At 69.1% G+C, this 17792-nt stretch carries 11 protein-coding genes; 9 read left to right on the top strand and 2 right to left on the bottom strand.

All coding sequences use genetic code 11. The features are described from left to right. The first annotated feature begins 96 nt into the window (after nt 1–96). The 3 genes from OIE53_RS27690 to OIE53_RS27680 all read left to right on the top strand — a co-directional run bounded on the left by OIE53_RS27690 (nt 97) and on the right by OIE53_RS27680 (nt 2119). Nucleotides 97–687: a hypothetical protein gene (locus OIE53_RS27690; protein WP_327024368.1), complete on the top strand. Its 591-nt coding sequence runs from the start codon at nt 97–99 to the stop codon at nt 685–687. A gap of 10 nt (nt 688–697) precedes the next feature. Continuing rightward, nucleotides 698–1627 (top strand): hypothetical protein, encoded by a 930-nt coding sequence (locus OIE53_RS27685; RefSeq protein WP_327024367.1) that lies wholly within the window; start codon nt 698–700, stop codon nt 1625–1627. A gap of 117 nt (nt 1628–1744) precedes the next feature. Further along, nucleotides 1745–2119, top strand: coding sequence for a hypothetical protein (locus OIE53_RS27680; protein ID WP_327024366.1), 375 nt, complete (start codon nt 1745–1747; stop codon nt 2117–2119). A 135-nt stretch (nt 2120–2254) separates the two neighbouring features. On the opposite strand, the gene OIE53_RS27675 is transcribed toward OIE53_RS27680, so the two are convergent. Further along, nucleotides 2255–4081 carry a glycoside hydrolase family 6 protein gene (locus OIE53_RS27675; protein ID WP_327024365.1) on the bottom strand — a complete coding sequence of 609 codons (1827 nt, stop codon included), beginning with the start codon at nt 4079–4081 and terminating at the stop codon, nt 2255–2257. 514 nt (nt 4082–4595) lie between these two features. On the opposite strand from OIE53_RS27675, the gene OIE53_RS27670 reads away from it, so the two are divergent. Both OIE53_RS27670 and OIE53_RS27665 read left to right on the top strand, forming a co-directional pair. Then, nucleotides 4596–5561 (top strand): hypothetical protein, encoded by a 966-nt coding sequence (locus OIE53_RS27670; protein WP_327024364.1) that lies wholly within the window; start codon nt 4596–4598, stop codon nt 5559–5561. Further along, nucleotides 5545–6246 carry a class F sortase gene (locus OIE53_RS27665; protein ID WP_327024363.1) on the top strand — a complete coding sequence of 234 codons (702 nt, stop codon included), beginning with the start codon at nt 5545–5547 and terminating at the stop codon, nt 6244–6246. Before OIE53_RS27670 ends, OIE53_RS27665 begins: the two co-directional genes overlap by 17 nt. A gap of 60 nt (nt 6247–6306) precedes the next feature. Here the strand turns inward: OIE53_RS27665 and OIE53_RS27660 are convergent, their stop codons facing one another. Continuing rightward, on the bottom strand, nt 6307–11361 hold the full coding sequence (locus OIE53_RS27660) for an NAD-glutamate dehydrogenase (protein ID WP_327024362.1): 5055 nt from the start codon (nt 11359–11361) through the stop codon (nt 6307–6309). A 289-nt stretch (nt 11362–11650) separates the two neighbouring features. Between OIE53_RS27660 and OIE53_RS27655 the strand changes: the two genes are divergently transcribed. The 4 genes from OIE53_RS27655 to OIE53_RS27640 all read left to right on the top strand — a co-directional run bounded on the left by OIE53_RS27655 (nt 11651) and on the right by OIE53_RS27640 (nt 17762). Then, nucleotides 11651–13600 (top strand): penicillin-binding transpeptidase domain-containing protein, encoded by a 1950-nt coding sequence (locus tag OIE53_RS27655; RefSeq protein ID WP_327024361.1) that lies wholly within the window; start codon nt 11651–11653, stop codon nt 13598–13600. A gap of 357 nt (nt 13601–13957) precedes the next feature. Further along, nucleotides 13958–14392, top strand: a complete 435-nt coding sequence (locus tag OIE53_RS27650) for a hypothetical protein (RefSeq protein ID WP_327024360.1) — start codon at nt 13958–13960, stop codon at nt 14390–14392. Further along, nucleotides 14389–17409, top strand: a complete 3021-nt coding sequence (locus tag OIE53_RS27645; protein WP_327024359.1) for an alpha/beta fold hydrolase — start codon at nt 14389–14391, stop codon at nt 17407–17409. The genes OIE53_RS27650 and OIE53_RS27645 overlap by 4 nt, the downstream gene beginning before the upstream one ends. Further along, complete coding sequence (locus tag OIE53_RS27640; protein WP_327024358.1) at nt 17406–17762, top strand: hypothetical protein; 357 nt, start codon at nt 17406–17408, stop codon at nt 17760–17762. Before OIE53_RS27645 ends, OIE53_RS27640 begins: the two co-directional genes overlap by 4 nt. Nucleotides 17763–17792 lie beyond the last annotated feature (30 nt).

Below are 17792 nucleotides of genomic sequence, written 5' to 3'. Positions count from 1 at the left end.
CGGGACCGGCAATGGGCAACCTGGGCGAGGAAAGTGCTCCGGAACGGGATTGGCGATCAGTGGACGGAGGGAATACCTGCAGGCGAAGGAGGAGCCATGTCGCCCACGCAGATAGTCGTCACCGTCCTCGTCATCCTGGTCGTCGCCGCCGTCGTCGCGGCCCTGGTGGTGGCCAGCCGCCGCCGCGCCCTCCGGCAGCGCTTCGGCCCCGAGTACGACCATGTCATCGCCGAACAGGACAGTCGTAGCGCCGCCGAGCGGGAGTTGCGCGAGCGCGAGCGCCGGCACGCCGAACTCGAGCTGGTCCCCCTGGACCCGGCCGCCCGGGCCCGGTACGCCGAGGCCTGGGAGGAGCTTCAGGTCCGTTTCGTCGACTCCCCCGCCGAGACCGTCGGACAGGCCGACGAACTGGTCACCCGGCTGATCGCCGAACGGGGCTACCCCACGGGTGACTTCTCCGACCAGATCGCGCACCTGTCCGTCGAGCACGCCCGCACCCTGAGCCACTACCGGGACGCCCACGAGATCCACCTGCGCAACAGCCGGGGCGAGGCCGGCACGGAGGACCTCCGCCAGGCCCTCGTCCACTACCGCGCCCTCTTCGCCGACCTGCTCGGTGAGGAACTGGCCTCCAGGACGCCGGAACAGCGCCAGCCTGACGCCGCCCACGACGCCACCAACCGCTGAGGAGACCACCATGCGGCAGCAAGAACAGCAGCTAAACAACGACCACCCCGAGACCGTACGGTCGGCTCCGGTGCCGGTCCCCGACGACCAGGCGACGGACGATTTCGACCGCAGGGACGACATCGACGGCACGGACGAGTTCGACGGTACGGACGAGCGTTCCGTCCGCGCGGAGTCCGAAACCGACCGGAACCGACCGTGGGACGGCCGACCGGGCGACGACGAGCAGGCCGAGTTCCACGAGCCGGGCCCGGTGCCGTCGGCCTTCGGCGCGACCACGGTCGGCGGGGCGGTGGCCGCCTCCGCGCTGGCCAGCCCGCTTCCGCAGGACCAGCCCGACCCGCGCGCGGAGCGCACCGCCCGACCGGGCGACGGTGCCGCCGACGGTACGGGCGAAGGGCTGCGGGCCGACCCCACGGCCGAGTTCGACGGACGTCACGACGAGGTGGACCCCGCCGAGGTGCGGGAGGCCGAGGACGTCAACCGCGACGCGGGCAGCCACCGCGCCGACGACGAGGACTCGGACCGGTCCACCCTGCCGGGGACCGACACCAAGGCGGCGGCGGCCGGCGGGGCCGGTTACGGCAGCGCCACCTCGGCGATGGTCGACCCGGACACCCAGACCACCGAGACCGCCGGGTCGAACGGTGCCACCGCCGCCGTACCGGCGGGGGCGGCGACCCTGTTCGACGACAGTACGGCCCAGGGATTCCGGGACCGCTGGCGCGATGTCCAGCTGCGTTTCGTCGACGACCCCCGGGGGGCCGCCGGTGAGGCCCAGACCCTGGTCGACGAGGCCATGCAGGCGCTGTCGGCCGCATTGACCCAGCACAAGGAGAAGCTCGGCAGCTGGCAGGAGGCCGGTGCCACCGACACCGAGCAGCTGCGGGTCGCCGTGCGCGAGTACCGCGACTTCCTGGACCGGGTTCTCGGTCGCTGAGACCCACCACCGACGGCGGGTGTCCTGTGGGGGCACCCGCCGTCGGCATGTCCGCTGACCTGGCGGGTATTCCGGCAGGGGCCAGGTGATTCGGCTGCGGACAGGGAGGTGGCGACGATGACCGATCGTGGGCGGAAACGACCGCTTGAGGAGAGCCCCGAGGTGGCCGCAGCGGTCGATGACGACTCCGGGGTGCCCCAGCTGATGACCGGGGGCGGCCCGGACGCGGACACCCCGACCTTCACCGAACCGGGCGGGCGGGACGACCCGTCCGACGAGCTCATCGGTGATCCGTACGCCGCCGGTACCGGGGCCACCGGCACCGGCACCGGGGCCGCCGAGGACAACATCCGCACGGGGGCGGAACAACCCTGGGATCCGGAGGATCTGGTGGCGGCCCGGGGCCAGGATCCCACCCCGGAGAACATCGAACGGGCGCGGCGGGAGCTGGCCGAGACCGGTCGGGCGGCGGTCGAGAAGACCGTGCCCTGACCTCACCCCAGGGCGGGGATTCCTCGCCGTGCACAGGGGTGGGCCCCTGGTCCGACCGGTGCGGTCGGACCAGGGGCCCGGGTAACCTGCCGCCGCAGTGCCTCACCTACCGCTGGCGGCGGGTGTGCCTGACCGTCAGGACAGCGGCGGGTAGGCGTTCGCCATCAGCTCGGCGAACTGCGCGGCGAACCAGGCGCCCGAGATCGGGGCGTCCGGCAGGGCGCCGCTACGGCTGTTGCCGTTGCGGTCGTTACCGGTGTAGGTCGGGTCGCACATCCGGTCGAAGCCCTTGCCGTCGTTGTTCGGGATCTCGCGGCTGGAGCCGTCCGACTCGCCCGGGGGCTTGGCCCAGACGTACGCGTCGATACCGGTCGCCGGCGCGGCCTTCGGGCGCTCGCCCATACCCGCACCAGCCTGGTTGCACCAGTTGCCCTTGTGGAAGCGACGGTCGACCCGGCCGCCGTCGATGAAGGCGTCGACGCTGGTCGTCGGACCCGCGGCGGTGGGCCGGTTCGGGCCGCCCCAGCCGTTACGGGAGGTGTCGATCGTCATGCCGATGTCGCTGGGGAAGCCCTGCCGGACCAGTTCCTGCCGGAAGGCCTGAGCGAAGCTCTGCTCGTCGTTGTACCAGTTCCAGTCGATCCACTTGGCCTGGCGGACGGTCTGCCCGTTCACCGTGGCGTCGATCTTCGCGTACGGCTCGATCAGCGCGGAGTAGTTCGCGGTGTTGGTGATGAACCCGTGCACGTGGTTGACGGTGCTGCCGGAGGCGGTAGCGGCCTGCTTCAGGACCTGGGCGGTCGGGACGAAGTTGCTGTCCCAGCCCAGCCAGCCGTGGTGTCCGGCGTCGACGTAGTTGTAGACGTTCGGGATCGAGCCCAGGGTGGCCAGGGCGTAGCCGACACCGTTCACGTAGGCGCCGTTGGCCTTCACCGTGTCGCACATGACCGTGCCACCCGGGTTGTTCGAGGTGTTCGTCACCAGGTTCGGCAGCGAGTCGACCTCGATGACGTTGATGATCCGGACGTTGCGGTACTTCGTGTCGCGCATGATCGCCGCGATCGGGTCGATGTACTCGGCCTTGTACTTGGGCAGCTCGTTCGGCCCCAGCTCACCGTTGGAGGCGAGCGCCGCGCAGTCACGGCCGGGGAGGTTGTAGATCACGAACTGGATGTAGTCGGCACCCTGGCGCACGGCCTCGTCCAGGTGGTCCCGAACGCCCATCGGGCCGTTGGACTGGCTGTCCTCGGTGCCCTCGATGGCCGCGATCCGGTCGATCCAGACGGCGGTCGAGATGTTGGAGACCCGGTTGCCGCCGGGAACCGACTCGGCCCTGGCCTTCCACTCCGGGTTCACGTAGCCCTTGGCGTTCAGGTACGGGTTGTCCACCTTGGTGCCGGGGGGCGGCGGGCTGGTGGGCGGGGGGCTCGTGGGCGGAGGGCTCGTGGGCGGAGGGCTCGTGGGCGGCGGGCTGGTCGGCGGGGGGCTCGTGGGCGGAGGGCTCGTCGGCGGAGGGCTCGTGGGCGGCGGGTTGCCGCCGTTGCAGGCCACGCCGTTGATGGTGAACGAGGTCGGACGCGGGTTGCTACCGCTCCACGCACCGTTGAAGCCGATGCTGGCGGTGCCGCCGGTGGAAAGGTTCCCGTTGTAGGACTCGTTCTGGGCGGTCACGTTGCGGCCCGACTGGGTCCACCGGGCCGACCAGCCGTTCTGCACCCGCTGGTTGCCGTCGGGGAAGGTGAAGCCGAGGGTCCACCCGTTGATCGGGTCGCCGATGTTCCTGATCGTGATGTTGGCGGTGAATCCGCCCGGCCAGTCGTTGGTCGTGTAGGCCACGTCGCATTGCGTCGCCGCGTACGCAGCCGAGACCGGCAACGTCACCAAACCGCCCGCGACCAGCGCGCTCGCGCCGGCCAGCGCGACCGCCCGGCGAGGGCCGGACAGTTTTCTCCACACGTTCATGCCACTGATCTCCTTGGGCGAGACCGGATCCGCTGTACGGCCCGGCACGTGGCCCCAGGGCGTCCTACGCGGGACAGCCGCCGGTGCCAACGGGATTCTTGTTGAGCGCCCGACCCGGACGGGCGTGGTGGTGGTGCGACGATCGGGGGCTGACCCGGTCGTTTCAGTGGGTGGTCGTCCGGTCTGACCGGTGCCCTCGACTCCCTGCTGCGCGGTGTGGCTCCGCTAACCGCGTGGAGCGATTCTTGCATGGGAGCGCTTCCATGGCAATGGCTCGATACTTTCGGAAGTCTAGCGGACAAACCGCCCAAGCCCCTTACCGGCGCGAACACCCTCTCAACGGCGACGCCAGGCCAACCTGGGGACAGTCCGGCACGGCGGGATCGATCCCTACCACCGGACGCACCTATCGGACTAATGCGAAAACACGAATCTTTCCCTGCATAAGTCATGAACCGGTCTAACGTCGGTTCTGGCGCGGTTGCAACCGGCCGCAGGACAAATCAGGGATGGAGTGACACAGGTCATGGCTAAGAAAATGCTCGGGAAGGTCGTGGCAGGCGCTGCGCTAGGCGGTGCCTCCCTGCTGGTGTTCGCGCCGGGAGTCGCGTTCGCCGACGGCCCGCCGCATGAGCCCGAGGGCAAGGTCTTCGCGAAGCCGCACGCCGGCAAGCCCGGTGAAGAGATCAAGCTGGTGGAGATCTGCGAGAAGCCGCAGGAGAAGCCCTTCGTCTGGTCCAAGGTCACCGGCAAGGTCGAGCTTAAGCCGGCCCGCGACGGCGGCAAGTGGGACCGAGGCGACTCGAACGGCAAGGACTGGAAGCCCGGCAAGGACAAGGGCGACTGGAAGCCCGGCGAAGACAAGGGCGACTGGAAGCCCGGCGAAGACAAGGGCGACTGGAAGCCCGGCGAAGACAAGGGCGACTGGAAGCCCGGCGAAGACAAGGGCGACTGGAAGCCCGGCGAAGACAAGGGCGACTGGAAGCCCGGCGAAGACAAGGGCGACTGGAAGCCCGGCGAAGACAAGGGCGACTGGAAGCCCGGCGAAGACAAGGGCGAGTGGCAGGACCGCGAGGAGGCTTCCCAGCAGGGTGCCGGCGGGGGTGCGGCCGCCGACGGGGAAGGCAGCGGGAAGAGCGACGAGCACGGCCAGCACGCCGAGGGTGGGCGCGACTGGAAGGACCGTGACGAGTACGGCGCGGACAAGGGCGACCGTTGGGAGCACAAGAAGGACTTCGTCTACTACGGCGAGGCCCGGATCGCCAAGGACGCCAAGCCCGGCACGTACAAGCTGGAGGGCTCCTGCGGGGAGGGCGAACTGGTCGTATTGCCGAAGGGTGGGGTCGACGGTGGTGACGGTGGCCTGACCGCCGGCACCGACCGTGACATGGCCACCGCCGGGGCCGGCCTGGTCGGCGCGGCGGCTCTCGGCGGCCTGGTGCTGCTGCGTCGTCGTCGGACCGATGAATTCGCGGCCTGACGCGACGACGAGACGGGCCGACGGCCGCCACGGTAAACCGTGGCGCGCCGTCGGCGCCGCTTTCGTCGTCCTCCTGGCGATGGTGGGCGCCGGGCTGATCGGCGCCGCCTTGAAGGGCACCGGAACGGTCCGCCCACCCCAGCCGGTGACTCGGGTGGGCGCCACCCCCTCGGTCGAGGCCCCCTTCGACGACGCCGACCTCGGCGGCGCTCGGGCCCCGGTCGGGCTGCCCCGGTCCGCGCCCACCACGGTCCGCATTCCCCGCATCGGCGTCAACGCGAAGATCATGCCGCTGGGCACCAATCCCGACGGTACGGTCCAGGTCCCGCCGTTGGACCAGGCACTGCTGGCCGGGTGGTACGAACCCGGGCCGAGCCCCGGCGAGGTGGGCAACGCGGTCATCGTCGGGCATGTCGACTCGGCCGCCATCGGGCCGGCCGTCTTCTTCTCCCTCGGCGCCCTGAAACCCGGCGACACCATCACTGTCGACCGCGCGGACGGCCAGCCCGCCACCTTTCAGGTGGACTCGGTGGTCTCCCACCCGAAGAACGCCTTCCCCACCGAGCAGGTCTACGGCCCCAACGACCGGCCGGGACTACGTGTGATCACCTGCGGGGGCCAGTTCGACGACGCCACCGGCGACTACCCCGACAACGTGATCGTCTTCGCCTCCCTGCACTCCTGACCACCCCCGGACAGCGGCGTGGCCCGGCGGTTTCCCGCCGGGCCACGCTTCGTCCATCGATCAGGCGGCGGCCGAGGTACGCACCAGGGTGCGGATCTGCCGCAGCAGGACCGACAGGGCCGCCAGGTCGGCCCGGGACTCGTCGAACTCCCCCATCGCCCGCTCCGCCCGATGGATCGAGGTGGCGTTCGACTCCACCCACTGCTGCACCCGCTCCAGCGGCGGCAGGTCGGCGGGCGTGGAGTCGAGCACCTCGGCGGTGAGCGCGGCCAGCGCGGCGTACAGGTCGTAGCGCAGCGCCATCCGGGCCAGGGTCTGCCACCGGTCCTCGCGGGGCAGCAGGGAGATCTTCGACAGCAGCGAGTCCACCCGGAACCGGTCGGAGAGCACGAAGTAGATCGAGGCCACCTCGCTCACCTCCCGCTCGGAACCGGCCGCGGTCTCCACCACGTCGAGCAGACCGAAGCTGTACATCAGCCGGGTACTCTGCTCGGCCAGTTCCCGCGGCAGGCCCCGCTCGGTCATCGTGTCGATGTGGGCGGCGATCGCCTCCCGCTCGCTGCCGTAGAACAGGGTCTCCAGCTCCGGCAGCAGCTTGGCCACCCCGTCGCGCAGCCGCTCGATCTCGGCCCGCACGTCGATCGGGGACCGACGGTTGGTCACCAGCCAACGCACCGCCCGGTCCAGCAGCCGCCGGGTGTCCAGGTAGACGTCGGTCTGCAACTGCGGGTCGACCTTGTTGTCCAGGGCCTCGACCGCGTCCCAGAGTGCCCGCAGCCCGAACACCTCACGGACCACCACGTACGCCCGGATGACGTCCGCGGCCGGCGCGGCGGTCTCCTCGACCACCCGGAAGATGAAGGAGATGCCGCCCCGGTTGACCGCCTCGTTGACCAGCACGGTGGTCACGATGTCGCGACGCAGCCGGTGCCGCCCCATCCGCTCGGCGAACCGCTCGCGCATCGGCGAGGGGAAGTAGTTGACCAACACCTTGTTGGTCCACTCCTCGTCAGCCAGCCCTTCGGTGAGGATCTCCTTCTCCAGGGCGATCTTCACGTACGCCAGCAGCACCGCGAACTCCGGCGCGGTCAGCCCGGACTCGGTGCGTACCGCCAGTTCCTCGTCCGACGGCAGCCCCTCCAGGGCCCGGTTCAGGATGCCGGACCGCTCCAGCTCACTGATCATCCGCCGGTGCACCGGCAGCAGCGAGGCGGCCTGGGCCTGCGAGTTGTTGATCGCGCGGGCCTGGTCGTAGTTGTCCCGCAGCACCAGCTCGGCGACCTCGTCGGTCATCGCGGCCAGCAGCTCGTCGCGCTCGGGGACGTCGAGCTCCCCGTCGGCGACCGCGGTGTTCAGCAGGATCTTGATGTTCACCTCGTGGTCGGAGCAGTCCACCCCGGCCGCGTTGTCGATGAAGTCGGTGTAGATCCGACCGCCCGTGCGGGCGTACTCGATCCGGCCGTGCTGGGTGAAGCCCAGGTTGCCGCCCTCACCGACCACCCGGCAGCGCAGGTCCTTGCCGTTGACCCGGATCGCGTCGTTGGACTTGTCGCCCACCTCCGCGTTGCTCTGGGTGGAGGCCTTGACGTAGGTGCCGATGCCGCCGTTCCAGAACAGATCCACCGGAGCGGTGAGGATGGCCTTCATCAGCTCCTGCGGGCTGAGCTGCTCGACATCGTCGTCCAACCCGAGCACCGCCCGCACCTGCGGGGAGATCGGCACCGACTTGGCCGTACGGGAATAGACCCCACCACCGGCCGAGATCAGCTCGGGGTTGTAGTCCTCCCAGGTGGAGCGGGCCAGCTCGAACAGCCGCCGCCGCTCGACGTACGAGGCCGCCGCCTCCGGATCCGGGTCCAGGAAGATGTGCCGGTGGTCGAAGGCGGCCACCAGCCGGATGTGCTCCGACAACAGCATGCCGTTGCCGAAAACGTCACCGGACATGTCGCCCACACCGACCACGGTGAAGTCCTGGCTCTGGGTGTCATGGCCCATCTCGCGGAAGTGCCGCTTGACCGACTCCCAGGCCCCCCGGGCGGTGATGCCCATCTTCTTGTGGTCGTACCCGGCCGAGCCACCCGAGGCGAAGGCGTCACCCAACCAGAAGTTGTGCGCTACGGAGACCTCGTTGGCGATGTCGGAGAAGGTGGCCGTGCCCTTGTCGGCCGCCACCACCATGTACGGGTCGTCGCCGTCGTGCCGGACCACGTCCTCCGGCGGCACGATCTCCCCGGCCACGATGTTGTCCGTGACGTCGAGCAGGGCCCCGACGAAGTCCTTGTAGCAGGCCACCGCCTCGTCGCGGTCTCCCGGCTTCTGTTTGAGCACGAAGCCGCCCTTGGCGCCCACCGGCACGATCACGGCGTTCTTCACCATCTGCGCCTTGACCAGGCCGAGCACCTCGGTGCGGAAGTCCTCCCGCCGGTCCGACCAGCGCAGACCACCCCGGGCCACCGGCCCGTACCGCAGGTGCACCCCCTCGAAGCGGGGCGAGTACACGAAGACCTCGAACTTCGGCCGAGGCGCGGGCAGGTCCGGAATGGCCTGCGGATCCAGCTTGAAGGCCACGTACGCCTTGGGCCGCCCACCCACCGGCTTCTGGTAGAAGCTGGTCCGCAGGGTGGCCTGGATCAGGGTCAGGTACGCCCGCAGGATGCGGTCCTGATCGAGGCTGGCCACGTCGTCCAGGGCGGAGGTCAGCCCGGCGACCAGCTCCGCGCTGCGCTGCTCCCGCTGCTCGCTGCTGAGGGCCCCCGGCTCGAACCGGGTCTCGAACAGCTGCACCAGCAGCCGGGCCAGGTGCGGGTACGCGATGAAGGTCGACTCCATGTAGTCCTGGGAGAAGACCGTGCCGGCCTGCCGCAGGTACTTCGCGTACGCCCGCAGCACCACGACCTGCCGCCAGGTGAGCCCGGCGCGCAGCACCAGCTCGTTGAAGCCGTCCACCTCGGCCTCGCCCCGCCACGCCGCCGCGAAGGCGTTCTCCACGTGCGGACGCACCTCGGCCAGGTCCTGGTGGCCCTCGGGCAGCCGCAGACCGAAGTCGTACAGCCAGATCCGCCCGTCGACCCGTTCCACCTCGTACGGGTGCTCGTCGACCACCTGCACCCCGAGGGAGTGCAGCACCGGCAGCACCGCCGAGAGCATCATCGGCTCGCCGTACCGGTAGACCTTGAACCGGACGTCCATCGCGTCGTCGAGGTCCGCTCCCCGGGCGACCGCGCGCGGCAGCGGCTGCTTGCGGAACAGGTGCATCTCCAGCTGGCCGGGCTCCTCCAGCAGCTCCAGCTTGGCCAGATCCTTCATCGCCTCGTACGGGGTGTGCCCGTCCTTGTAGCCCTCCGGGAAGGCGTCGGCGTACCGGACGAACAGGTGCTTGGCCTGCTCGTCACCGAGCTTGCGTTCCAGCACCAGCCGGTAGTCGTCGTCCCACAGCCGGGTGGCGTCGGCCAGTTCCTCGGCCAGCAGGTCGGCGTCGATCTCCCCGGGCGGGTTGGTCGGGTCGGTCCGCACGATGAAGTGCACCCGGGCCAGCATCGACTCGGTGACCCGGGTGGTGTAGTCCACCCCGACCCCGTTGAGCTCCCGCAGCAGGATGTCCTGCATGCGCAGCCGGTTCTGGGTGGTGAACCGGTCCCGGGGCAGGTAGATCAGGCAGGAGATGAACCGCCCGTACGCGTCCCGGCGCAGGAACACCCGCAACTGCCGACGACCGGCCATCCGCAGCACACCGATCACCGCGTGGTACAGGTCGTCGGTCTTGATCTGGAACAGCTCGTCGCGCGGGTAGGTCTCCAGGATCTGGAGCAGGTCCTTGCCGGAGTGGCTGCGCTGGCTCAGGCCGGAGCGGTCCAGCACCTCGGCGACCTTACGGCGGACCACCGGCAGCTCCTGCACGCTGGTCCGGTACGCGGCCGTGGAGAACAGGCCCAGGAAGCGGCGCTCCCCGACCACCGCACCGTTCTCGTCGAAGATCTTGAAACCGATGTAGTCCAGGTACGCCGAGCGGTGCACGGTGGCCCGGGAGTTCGCCTTGGTGATGATCAGCAGGCGCTTCTCGGTGACCTTCTCGTGCGCCTCCGGGGTCATCGAGGACAGGGCCCGCGCCTCCGGCGAGTCCTGCCGCAGAATGCCCAGCCCGGTGCCGAGCACGGCCTCCAGGGCCGGCCCGCCCTTCTCCGAGTCCGGCACCAGCCGGTACTCCCGGTAGCCCAGGAAGGTGAAGTGGTCGTGCGCCAGCCAGCGCAGCAACTCCACCGAGTCGGTGATGTCCTTCTCCGGCACCGGCGGCCGGTTGTCGCTGGTCCGCGCGGCGGCCAACTCGTCGGCCAGGGAGAGGGCCTGCTGGCGCATCTTCGGCCAGTCCTCGACGGCCTCCCGCACATCGGTCAGCACCCGCTGCAACTCGCGGCGCAGCCGGTCCCGCTCCGCCGGATCACGGATCGGGTCGACCTCGATGTGCATCCAGCTCTCGACCAGATCACCGGCGATCGCGTCGTCCGGCTCCACGTCGGCGGCCACCTCGACCAGCCGACCCAGCGGCTCCCGGCGCACCACCACCAACGGGTGCACCAGCAGGTGCACGTCCAGGTGGTGACTGTTAAGCAGGGCGGTCACCGAGTCCACCAGGAAAGGCATGTCGTCGGTGACGATCTCGATGACGCTGTGGTGCTGCTCCTCGTCGGGTGAGTGGATCCGCAGCTTCAACTCGCCCGGTACCCGCTGCTCGGCCAACTCCCGGTGGTCTCGGGCGGCTTCGAGCATCTCCTCGGCGGTGAAGCCGATCAGCTCCTCGTCCGGCGCGAACCGCCAGAAACGCCCCACCAGGGTCGCCGCGTCATGGTCGTCCCCGGCCAGCGCGACCGCCTGGGCCACCAGTCGTTCAGCATTGGGTACCTGCTCGTCGAGTTCGGCGTCCTCCACGTCGCCTGCCAGCGCCTCTGGTGGCAGACCCAGGTCGTAGAGGGTGTCGATACTCGAACCGGTCATGCCGGTCACTCCTGAATCGAGGCGGCCGTAGCCGTCTCCGTCGGTCGCCGTGTCGAAGCTGTCGTCCCGGCTGGTGTCAGCCTGCCGGAGGTCGGGTCCCGGTTCTATCGCCGGACGCCGGTCCATCGGTGCCACTCCCCTCGACCCACTGCGTTGTGGATCACTCTGCGACCAAGCCTAGGCCGACCGACCGGGTCGTCCGTCGGCGGACCTGTGGCCGGCCTTCCGGATCAGGACGGTCGTCCTTTCACCCGTTGCGGTACGAGGTTCGGCCGGATCAGGAGTACCCCAGCTCATGTTGTTCCTCACACCGTGACCGGCCCGTCTTTTCGCCCAACTCCAGCCGACCGGGGCGGTACGGACGCTCGGGAGGTACTACGGTGCAGGGCAGCCTTACGGGGAGGAACCAGTTCTGATGCACCGGCCGCACCGACAGCGTCACCAATGGTCACGACTCGCCGCCACGGTCGCCTGTCTCGTCGCCTCGGCGGGCCTGGTCGCCTGCTCCGGCGAGGACGGCCCGGAACGCACCGTCGATGCCTTCCTCACCGGCTGGCGCTCCGGCGACCTGAACTCGATCGGCTTCGTCGACCCGACCGGCGCCAAGATCCCTGCCGGCACGGTCGTCCAGGAGATCCGGGAACTCTCCGGCGAACTGGTGGACGCCCCGCTCACCCTGGCCCGGCAGGGCGAGCCGACGATCGTGCAGAACACCGCCACCGCGACCGTACGCCTGGAATGGACCCTGCCGGGCGAGACCACCTGGACCTACGACCGGCCGGTACGACTCACCCAGGGCCGCGACGACCAGTGGCAGGTGATCTGGGAGCCGCAGATCGTCCAGGAGCAGCTCACCCGGGGTGACCGGCTGGGGCTGCGGCGGGATCGGGCCCCCCGGGCCAGCGTGCTCGACGCCGACGACCAGCCGATCGTGGCCCCCCGCGAGGTGGTCCGGGTAGGGCTGCAACCCAGCGAGGTCACCGACGTCAAGGCGGTGACCCGTGAGCTGGAGGCCGCCTTCCGGGCGATCCGCCCGGCGATCACCCCACCGGTCGACCTGTCGGGTCTGCCGAAGCGGCTGGCGGAGGCGAAACCGGACGCCTTCGTGGAGGTGGTGACCCTCCGCGACGAGGCGTACCGGCAGATCCGGTCGCGAATCTACGACCTGCCGGGGACGAAGTTCCAGAGCGACAAACTAGACCTGGCCCCGACCCGGGAGTTCGCCCGGGCGGTGCTGGGCACGGTCGACCCGGCGCACGCCGAGGACCTGGCCAAGCATCCGGACCGCTACTCCCCCGGCGACCTGGTCGGGCACGGCGGGTTGCAGGGCCGCTGGGACGAGCACTTGCGCGGCGTCCCCGGCCTCACCGTGATCATCAAGCGGCCCGGGCCGGACGGGACCCTGGTGCCCACCGACACCGAGGTGTTCCAGCGCGAGGCGCAGCCCGGCAAACCGGTCAAGACGACCCTCGACGTCGCCACCCAGAAGGCCGCCGACCAGGCCTTGCGGGCCGAACGACGACGCTCCGCCCTGGTCGCCGTACGGATCAGCGACGGCGCGATCCTCGCCGCCGCCAACGGCCCCGGCGCCGCCGGGGAGAACCTGGCCTTCACCGCCCAGGTGCCGCCGGGTTCCACCTTCAAGATGGTCAGCGCGCTCGGCCTGGTCGAACGCGGCACGGTAACCCCGGACACGGACGTGGACTGCCCGAAGACCCTCGTCGTCGACGGCCGGTCCTTCAAGAACTCCAACGACTTCGAACTCGGCGAGGTGCCGTTCCGCACCAACTTCGCCAAGTCCTGCAACACCGCCTTCGCCGCCCTGGCCCCGCAACTCGGCCCCGACGGACTGGCCGCCACCGGCCGCAACCTGGGCCTGGAGGGTCAATGGCAGGTGGGACTGGACGCCTTCACCGGTAAGGTCTCCGCCGGTGGTGGCGCCACCGAACAGGCCGCCGCCGCGATCGGGCAGGGCACCACGGTGGTCAGCCCACTGGCCATGGCCGCGGCGACCGCAGCGGTGGCCAAGGGTGCCTTCACCCCACCGAAGCTGGTCCTGGACCCGGCCCCGGAGGCGGCCGGTGAGCCGGGCCCGGAGTTGAAGCCCGAGGCCGTAGCGGCCATCCGCGAGATGATGCGTACCGTCGTCACCAGCGGCACCGGCAGCGCCCTGAAGGATGTGCCCGGCGAACCGGTGCACGGCAAGACCGGCACCGCCGAGTACGACAACAACCCGAAGAACACCCACGCCTGGTTCATCGGCTGGCAGGGCGAGGTGGCCTTCGCGGTCTTCGTCGAGAAGGGCGGCTCCGGCAGCGGCACGGCCGTCCCGATCGCCGAGCGCTTCCTCCGCGCCCTCTCCTGACCGGCGGACCTACCGCTTTCCTCACCCGGCCAACCCAACCCGACTACGGATCGTCACGGGTCGGCCTACGCAAGATCTACCGAGGTGACGGCCTATCCGCAGATCAACGGGACCCGCACGCGGACAGGCTCCGCCACCCCACCTGGTCACGCTCCGGAATCATTCACCCGACAGCGATCGGCCATCCATCCCGCACGCGAATTCGGCCGGTTCGCGGGCGCAATTGCCGTACCATCGCTGACCACCATTCATGCGGCTCCGCGCGACATACGCCGATATGATGTCAACCAATCGTGCGATCCATGCCTGCGCCAGAGCAGCGGATGATAAGACTTCCGACCCCAGCGGAGGTCCACGTTGTTCCCTGACTTCTATGCAACCAGCGCCCAGGTACTACCGGTGTTGATGCTCGCGTTGATCTGGGAATCCCGCTTCCTCGACCGACTGGGCCAGCAGAACCGGCACACCCGGCGCGAGGATCCCGATGGTGTCAGATTTTGGACTCGACCCCGGGTACGCGCATATTCCATTTTCATCGTAAGTACGATCATGGGCGGCCTCACCCTGTCGCTACTGGTGCTCGCCGATTACGTGGCGCCCGGTCCGGTTCCCAGGACGCTGCTGGCGGTCTGCCTGGCGTTGGCGGTAGCGACTCTGCTCACCCGCGTGGTCGTCGACATCCTCGCGGCCACCAGACCAACCGATCCGCCGAATGCCGGTCACCGCCCGAACAGCACGGGAGCACCAGCCGGATCACCTGCCGGCGCAGCCGGGGATGGTGAGGCGAAGTGAACCGGATCGACGTCGTCTTCGTCCATGGCCTGCTCTCCTCCCGGCGCGCCTGGCTTCCGATGACGGAGCTGCTGTCCAAGGATCCAGAGCTGCCAGGGCTACGGATTCACTTCTTCGAGTACGCCTCGCAACTCGTTCGGTTCCGGCCGGACCGCCGGATTCCCCATCTCAACGACATCGCCGACCGGCTGCGCACATATCTGCGGGACGATCTTCCGGCCGACGCCCGGCTGGTGGTACTCGTCTCGCACAGCCAGGGTGGTCTGATCGTCCAACGGTTCCTGGCGCGCACCCTGGCTGCGGCGCACGGTCACGAGTTGGCCCCGATCCGCCGGGTGGTGATGTTCGCCTGTCCGAATTCCGGGTCACAGTTCCTCGGCTCGTTGCGCAAACTGACCCTACGACGACGCAGTCCCCAGGAACGGGAATTGCGTCCACTGCACGAGGGAATCATCGAGACCCACAACGCGGTGATTCGTGGCGTACTTCAGGCCCGCGAGCGCACCGCCACGGAATGGCCGATCCCCGTCTCGACCTACGCTGGGATATCCGACAACATCGTCCCGCCGGTGCTCGCCAACTGGACCTTCACCATGACCGGCGTTCTTCCCGGTGATCATTTCTCGGTGATCCGGCCCAGTTCCCCCGAAGACTCATGCTATCGGGCGCTCAAGAAAGAGATCCAGACAGCGGCCGAGGAGCCCGGCGAACCCGAGATCGAACCTGCGGCCTCCCCCGCCGCGGAACGGACCGACTCGTCATCGAAGCCGCCTGCATCGGTCAGGACCGCACCGGCGAGCAGCACTGCCCTGGACCGGCCGGACCGGGCCGGCCGGATCTCCATCGACCCACCCCTGGCCCGCCTCACCTCACCCGTCTACGGGCGGGATGACTTGCTCAAAGAGATCACCGGCGAATTCCGTACCGGCCGGAGCGGCCCATCCGTGCACGTTCTGCACGGTCTTCCCGGCAGCGGCAAGAGTCACCTGGCGCTGGAGATCGCAAGCCGCGCTCTCCGGCAGGGACGCCAGGTCTGGTGGGTCTCGGCGCTCCGATTGAGTTCCGGCATGCGTGAGGTCGCCAGTCGACTCGGTGCACCGACTGGTCTGGTGGACCGGGCGTGGTCCGGCGGCTCAAGCGCGACCGACCTTGTCTGGCGCTTCCTCAACCAGGCCGAGCAGCGTTGGGTGCTCATCATCGACAACGTCGACGAACCGCGGTTGCTCGACCCGGTTGACGAGGACATCGCGGACGGCACCGGCTGGCTGCGCCCACCGACGGACCCAGACAACCTCGTGATCATCACCAGCCGCGACGGCGACCGCACCACCTGGCCGTCCTGGTCGGTGCGGCACCCGGTGCCGCCGCTGAGTGAGCAGGACGGTGCCCTGGTGCTGCTCGACCGGGCCGGCAGCGTGGCCGGTACCGTGGAACAGGCTCAGCGACTCAGCGCCGCGCTCGGTGGGCTGCCACTCGCGCTACGCGCCGTCGGCGACTACCTGAAGTCCGTCCACACCACGCGGGTCTGGCAGGGCACTCAGGTGCTGCGGAATTTCGACAGTTACCTACAGGACCTGCAACAGCGTTTCGCGCTACCGCCAGGTGCTCGGGGGGAACTCGACGAGCCGACCGGCCTCGGTGTCACCAGCAGTGTCTTCGACATCTCCCTGGACCTGTTGGCTCGGCGAGGGCTGACCCAGGCCGGCAATCTGCTGCGGGTTCTCGCCTGCCTCAACGTCGCGCCCGTGCCCTACCACCGGGTGCTCGACCAGCAGGCCCTGATGCGATCTCCGCTGTTCTCCGAGTTCACCGGCCGACAGCGACTCACCGTGCTGGAAGGTCTCGCCGACCTCTCCCTGATCGAGTTGTACGAGGTGGAGTCCGTCCGCGACGAGGACTTCCGGCACGTCATGTCGCTACATCCACTGGTGCACGGGATGATGCGCGACCACCCAGATCTCCGGCAACGAACCAACGAGTACTACAGCCTGATCAGCAAGATGCTGACCGCGGCGGTCAAAGACCGAAACCCGGACGCGCAGTCGGCCTGGGACGGCTGGTACCTCATCGCTCCGCACACCATCGGGGTCGCCCGGGACTATCTGCTGACCAGCGGAGTGCGGTACGAGCGGGTGACCGTCTTGGCAACACTGGAACTGGTACGGCTGACCGCGCGGTACCTGATCGCCACCGGCCTGGCGCTTGCCGCCGAGGAGTTGCTCGTTGCTGTGGTGGCCGGCTGCCAGGCGTTCGATGTGAACCCGACGGACAGAGAGATGCTGGCGCTACGGCACGAACTGGCCCGCGCGGCGCTGGAGTTGCAGCGACCGCACGACGCCGAGGAACTCCTTCGCGAGCTGATCGCCGATCGGACGGCCGTACTTGGCGCCAATCACGCGGACACGCTGGCCAGCCGGCACAAACTCGCCCGCGCCATCATGGCGCAGAACGGTCGGTGGGCCGAGGCAGAACAGGAACTCACCGCGATCGTCGCCGCAGAGGACAGGGTTCGCGGGCCTGAGCATTCCGACACGATGGTCATCCGGCACAGCCTGGCTCGGGCGATCCTTCTCCAGGGCCGGACCGCCGAAGCCGAGACGATGCTGCGGGAGATCCTGGCGATCCGGCTGCGCCACTGGGCACCCACAGAGCCGGAGACCCTGTTCGTTCGACAGAGCCTGGCCCGGTGCCTTTACGAGCTGTCTCGATACGAGGAGGCCGAACAGGAGAGCGGGGCAGCGCTCAACAGCGTCGAGCCCGGCCAGGCGGACCGTCCAGAAGTGCTTTGGCTGCGTTGGACGCTGGCCCAGGTGCACATAGAACAAGGAAAGATCGACACCGCGCGGACCGAGTTGACCCAACTGCACCTCGATCGCGAACGGGTGCTGGGCGAGGCACACCCCGACACGGTGACCACCCGCGAGACGCTGAACAAGCTGACGCGGTTCGTGCCACCACAACCAGGTGCGGCCGATCGGGAGCCGCTAGCTGAGACCGACCAGGAGAAGCAGACATGAGCATCGATCACTCGACACGGGTGTCGGAAAGCTGTCATTCAGCACGACGCGCGAACCGAATCCACCGAATGGTGGTTGTCGTGTCCGCCGCGTCCGGAGATTCTGAAACGATCCGGTCCGACGAAACGGGGGTAGGCATGTTCGCCAGTACCCAGACCGCAGCGGGGTCAGTCGCTCCTGCTTCAGTCACGACGGAACAGACCCTAGGAACCACGCGCACGCCGGTGCCCGAGGAACTCCGGCAGATTGCTCGGGAAATGTCCGGGGCCTACACATCCGCCCTCGAGGTCGATCCCAAGCTCTACTTCAGCGGCGCCACTCCGGCTCCCGCATTGACCGACCACCCCAGGTGAGTTCGTGGTGGGGCCCCGCCCTGGCCGGCC

This window comes from Micromonospora sp. NBC_01739 (assembly GCF_035920385.1).
Taxonomy (GTDB): Bacteria; Actinomycetota; Actinomycetes; order Mycobacteriales; family Micromonosporaceae; genus Micromonospora.
This window is presented reverse-complemented; position numbering and strand designations above follow the sequence as displayed.

Bases quoted from the DNA above. Each gene is read 5' to 3' on its own strand.
- OIE53_RS27690 (WP_327024368.1), top strand. From the start codon at position 97: ATGTCGCCCACGCAGATAGTCGTCACCGTCCTCGTCATCCTGGTCGTC.
- OIE53_RS27685 (WP_327024367.1), top strand. From the start codon at position 698: ATGCGGCAGCAAGAACAGCAGCTAAACAACGACCACCCCGAGACCGTA.
- OIE53_RS27680 (WP_327024366.1), top strand. From the start codon at position 1,745: ATGACCGATCGTGGGCGGAAACGACCGCTTGAGGAGAGCCCCGAGGTG.
- OIE53_RS27675 (WP_327024365.1), bottom strand. From the start codon at position 4,081: ATGAACGTGTGGAGAAAACTGTCCGGCCCTCGCCGGGCGGTCGCGCTG.
- OIE53_RS27665 (WP_327024363.1), top strand. From the start codon at position 5,545: ATGAATTCGCGGCCTGACGCGACGACGAGACGGGCCGACGGCCGCCAC.
- OIE53_RS27660 (WP_327024362.1), bottom strand. From the start codon at position 11,361: ATGGACCGGCGTCCGGCGATAGAACCGGGACCCGACCTCCGGCAGGCT.
- OIE53_RS27655 (WP_327024361.1), top strand. From the start codon at position 11,651: ATGCACCGGCCGCACCGACAGCGTCACCAATGGTCACGACTCGCCGCC.
- OIE53_RS27640 (WP_327024358.1), top strand. From the start codon at position 17,406: ATGAGCATCGATCACTCGACACGGGTGTCGGAAAGCTGTCATTCAGCA.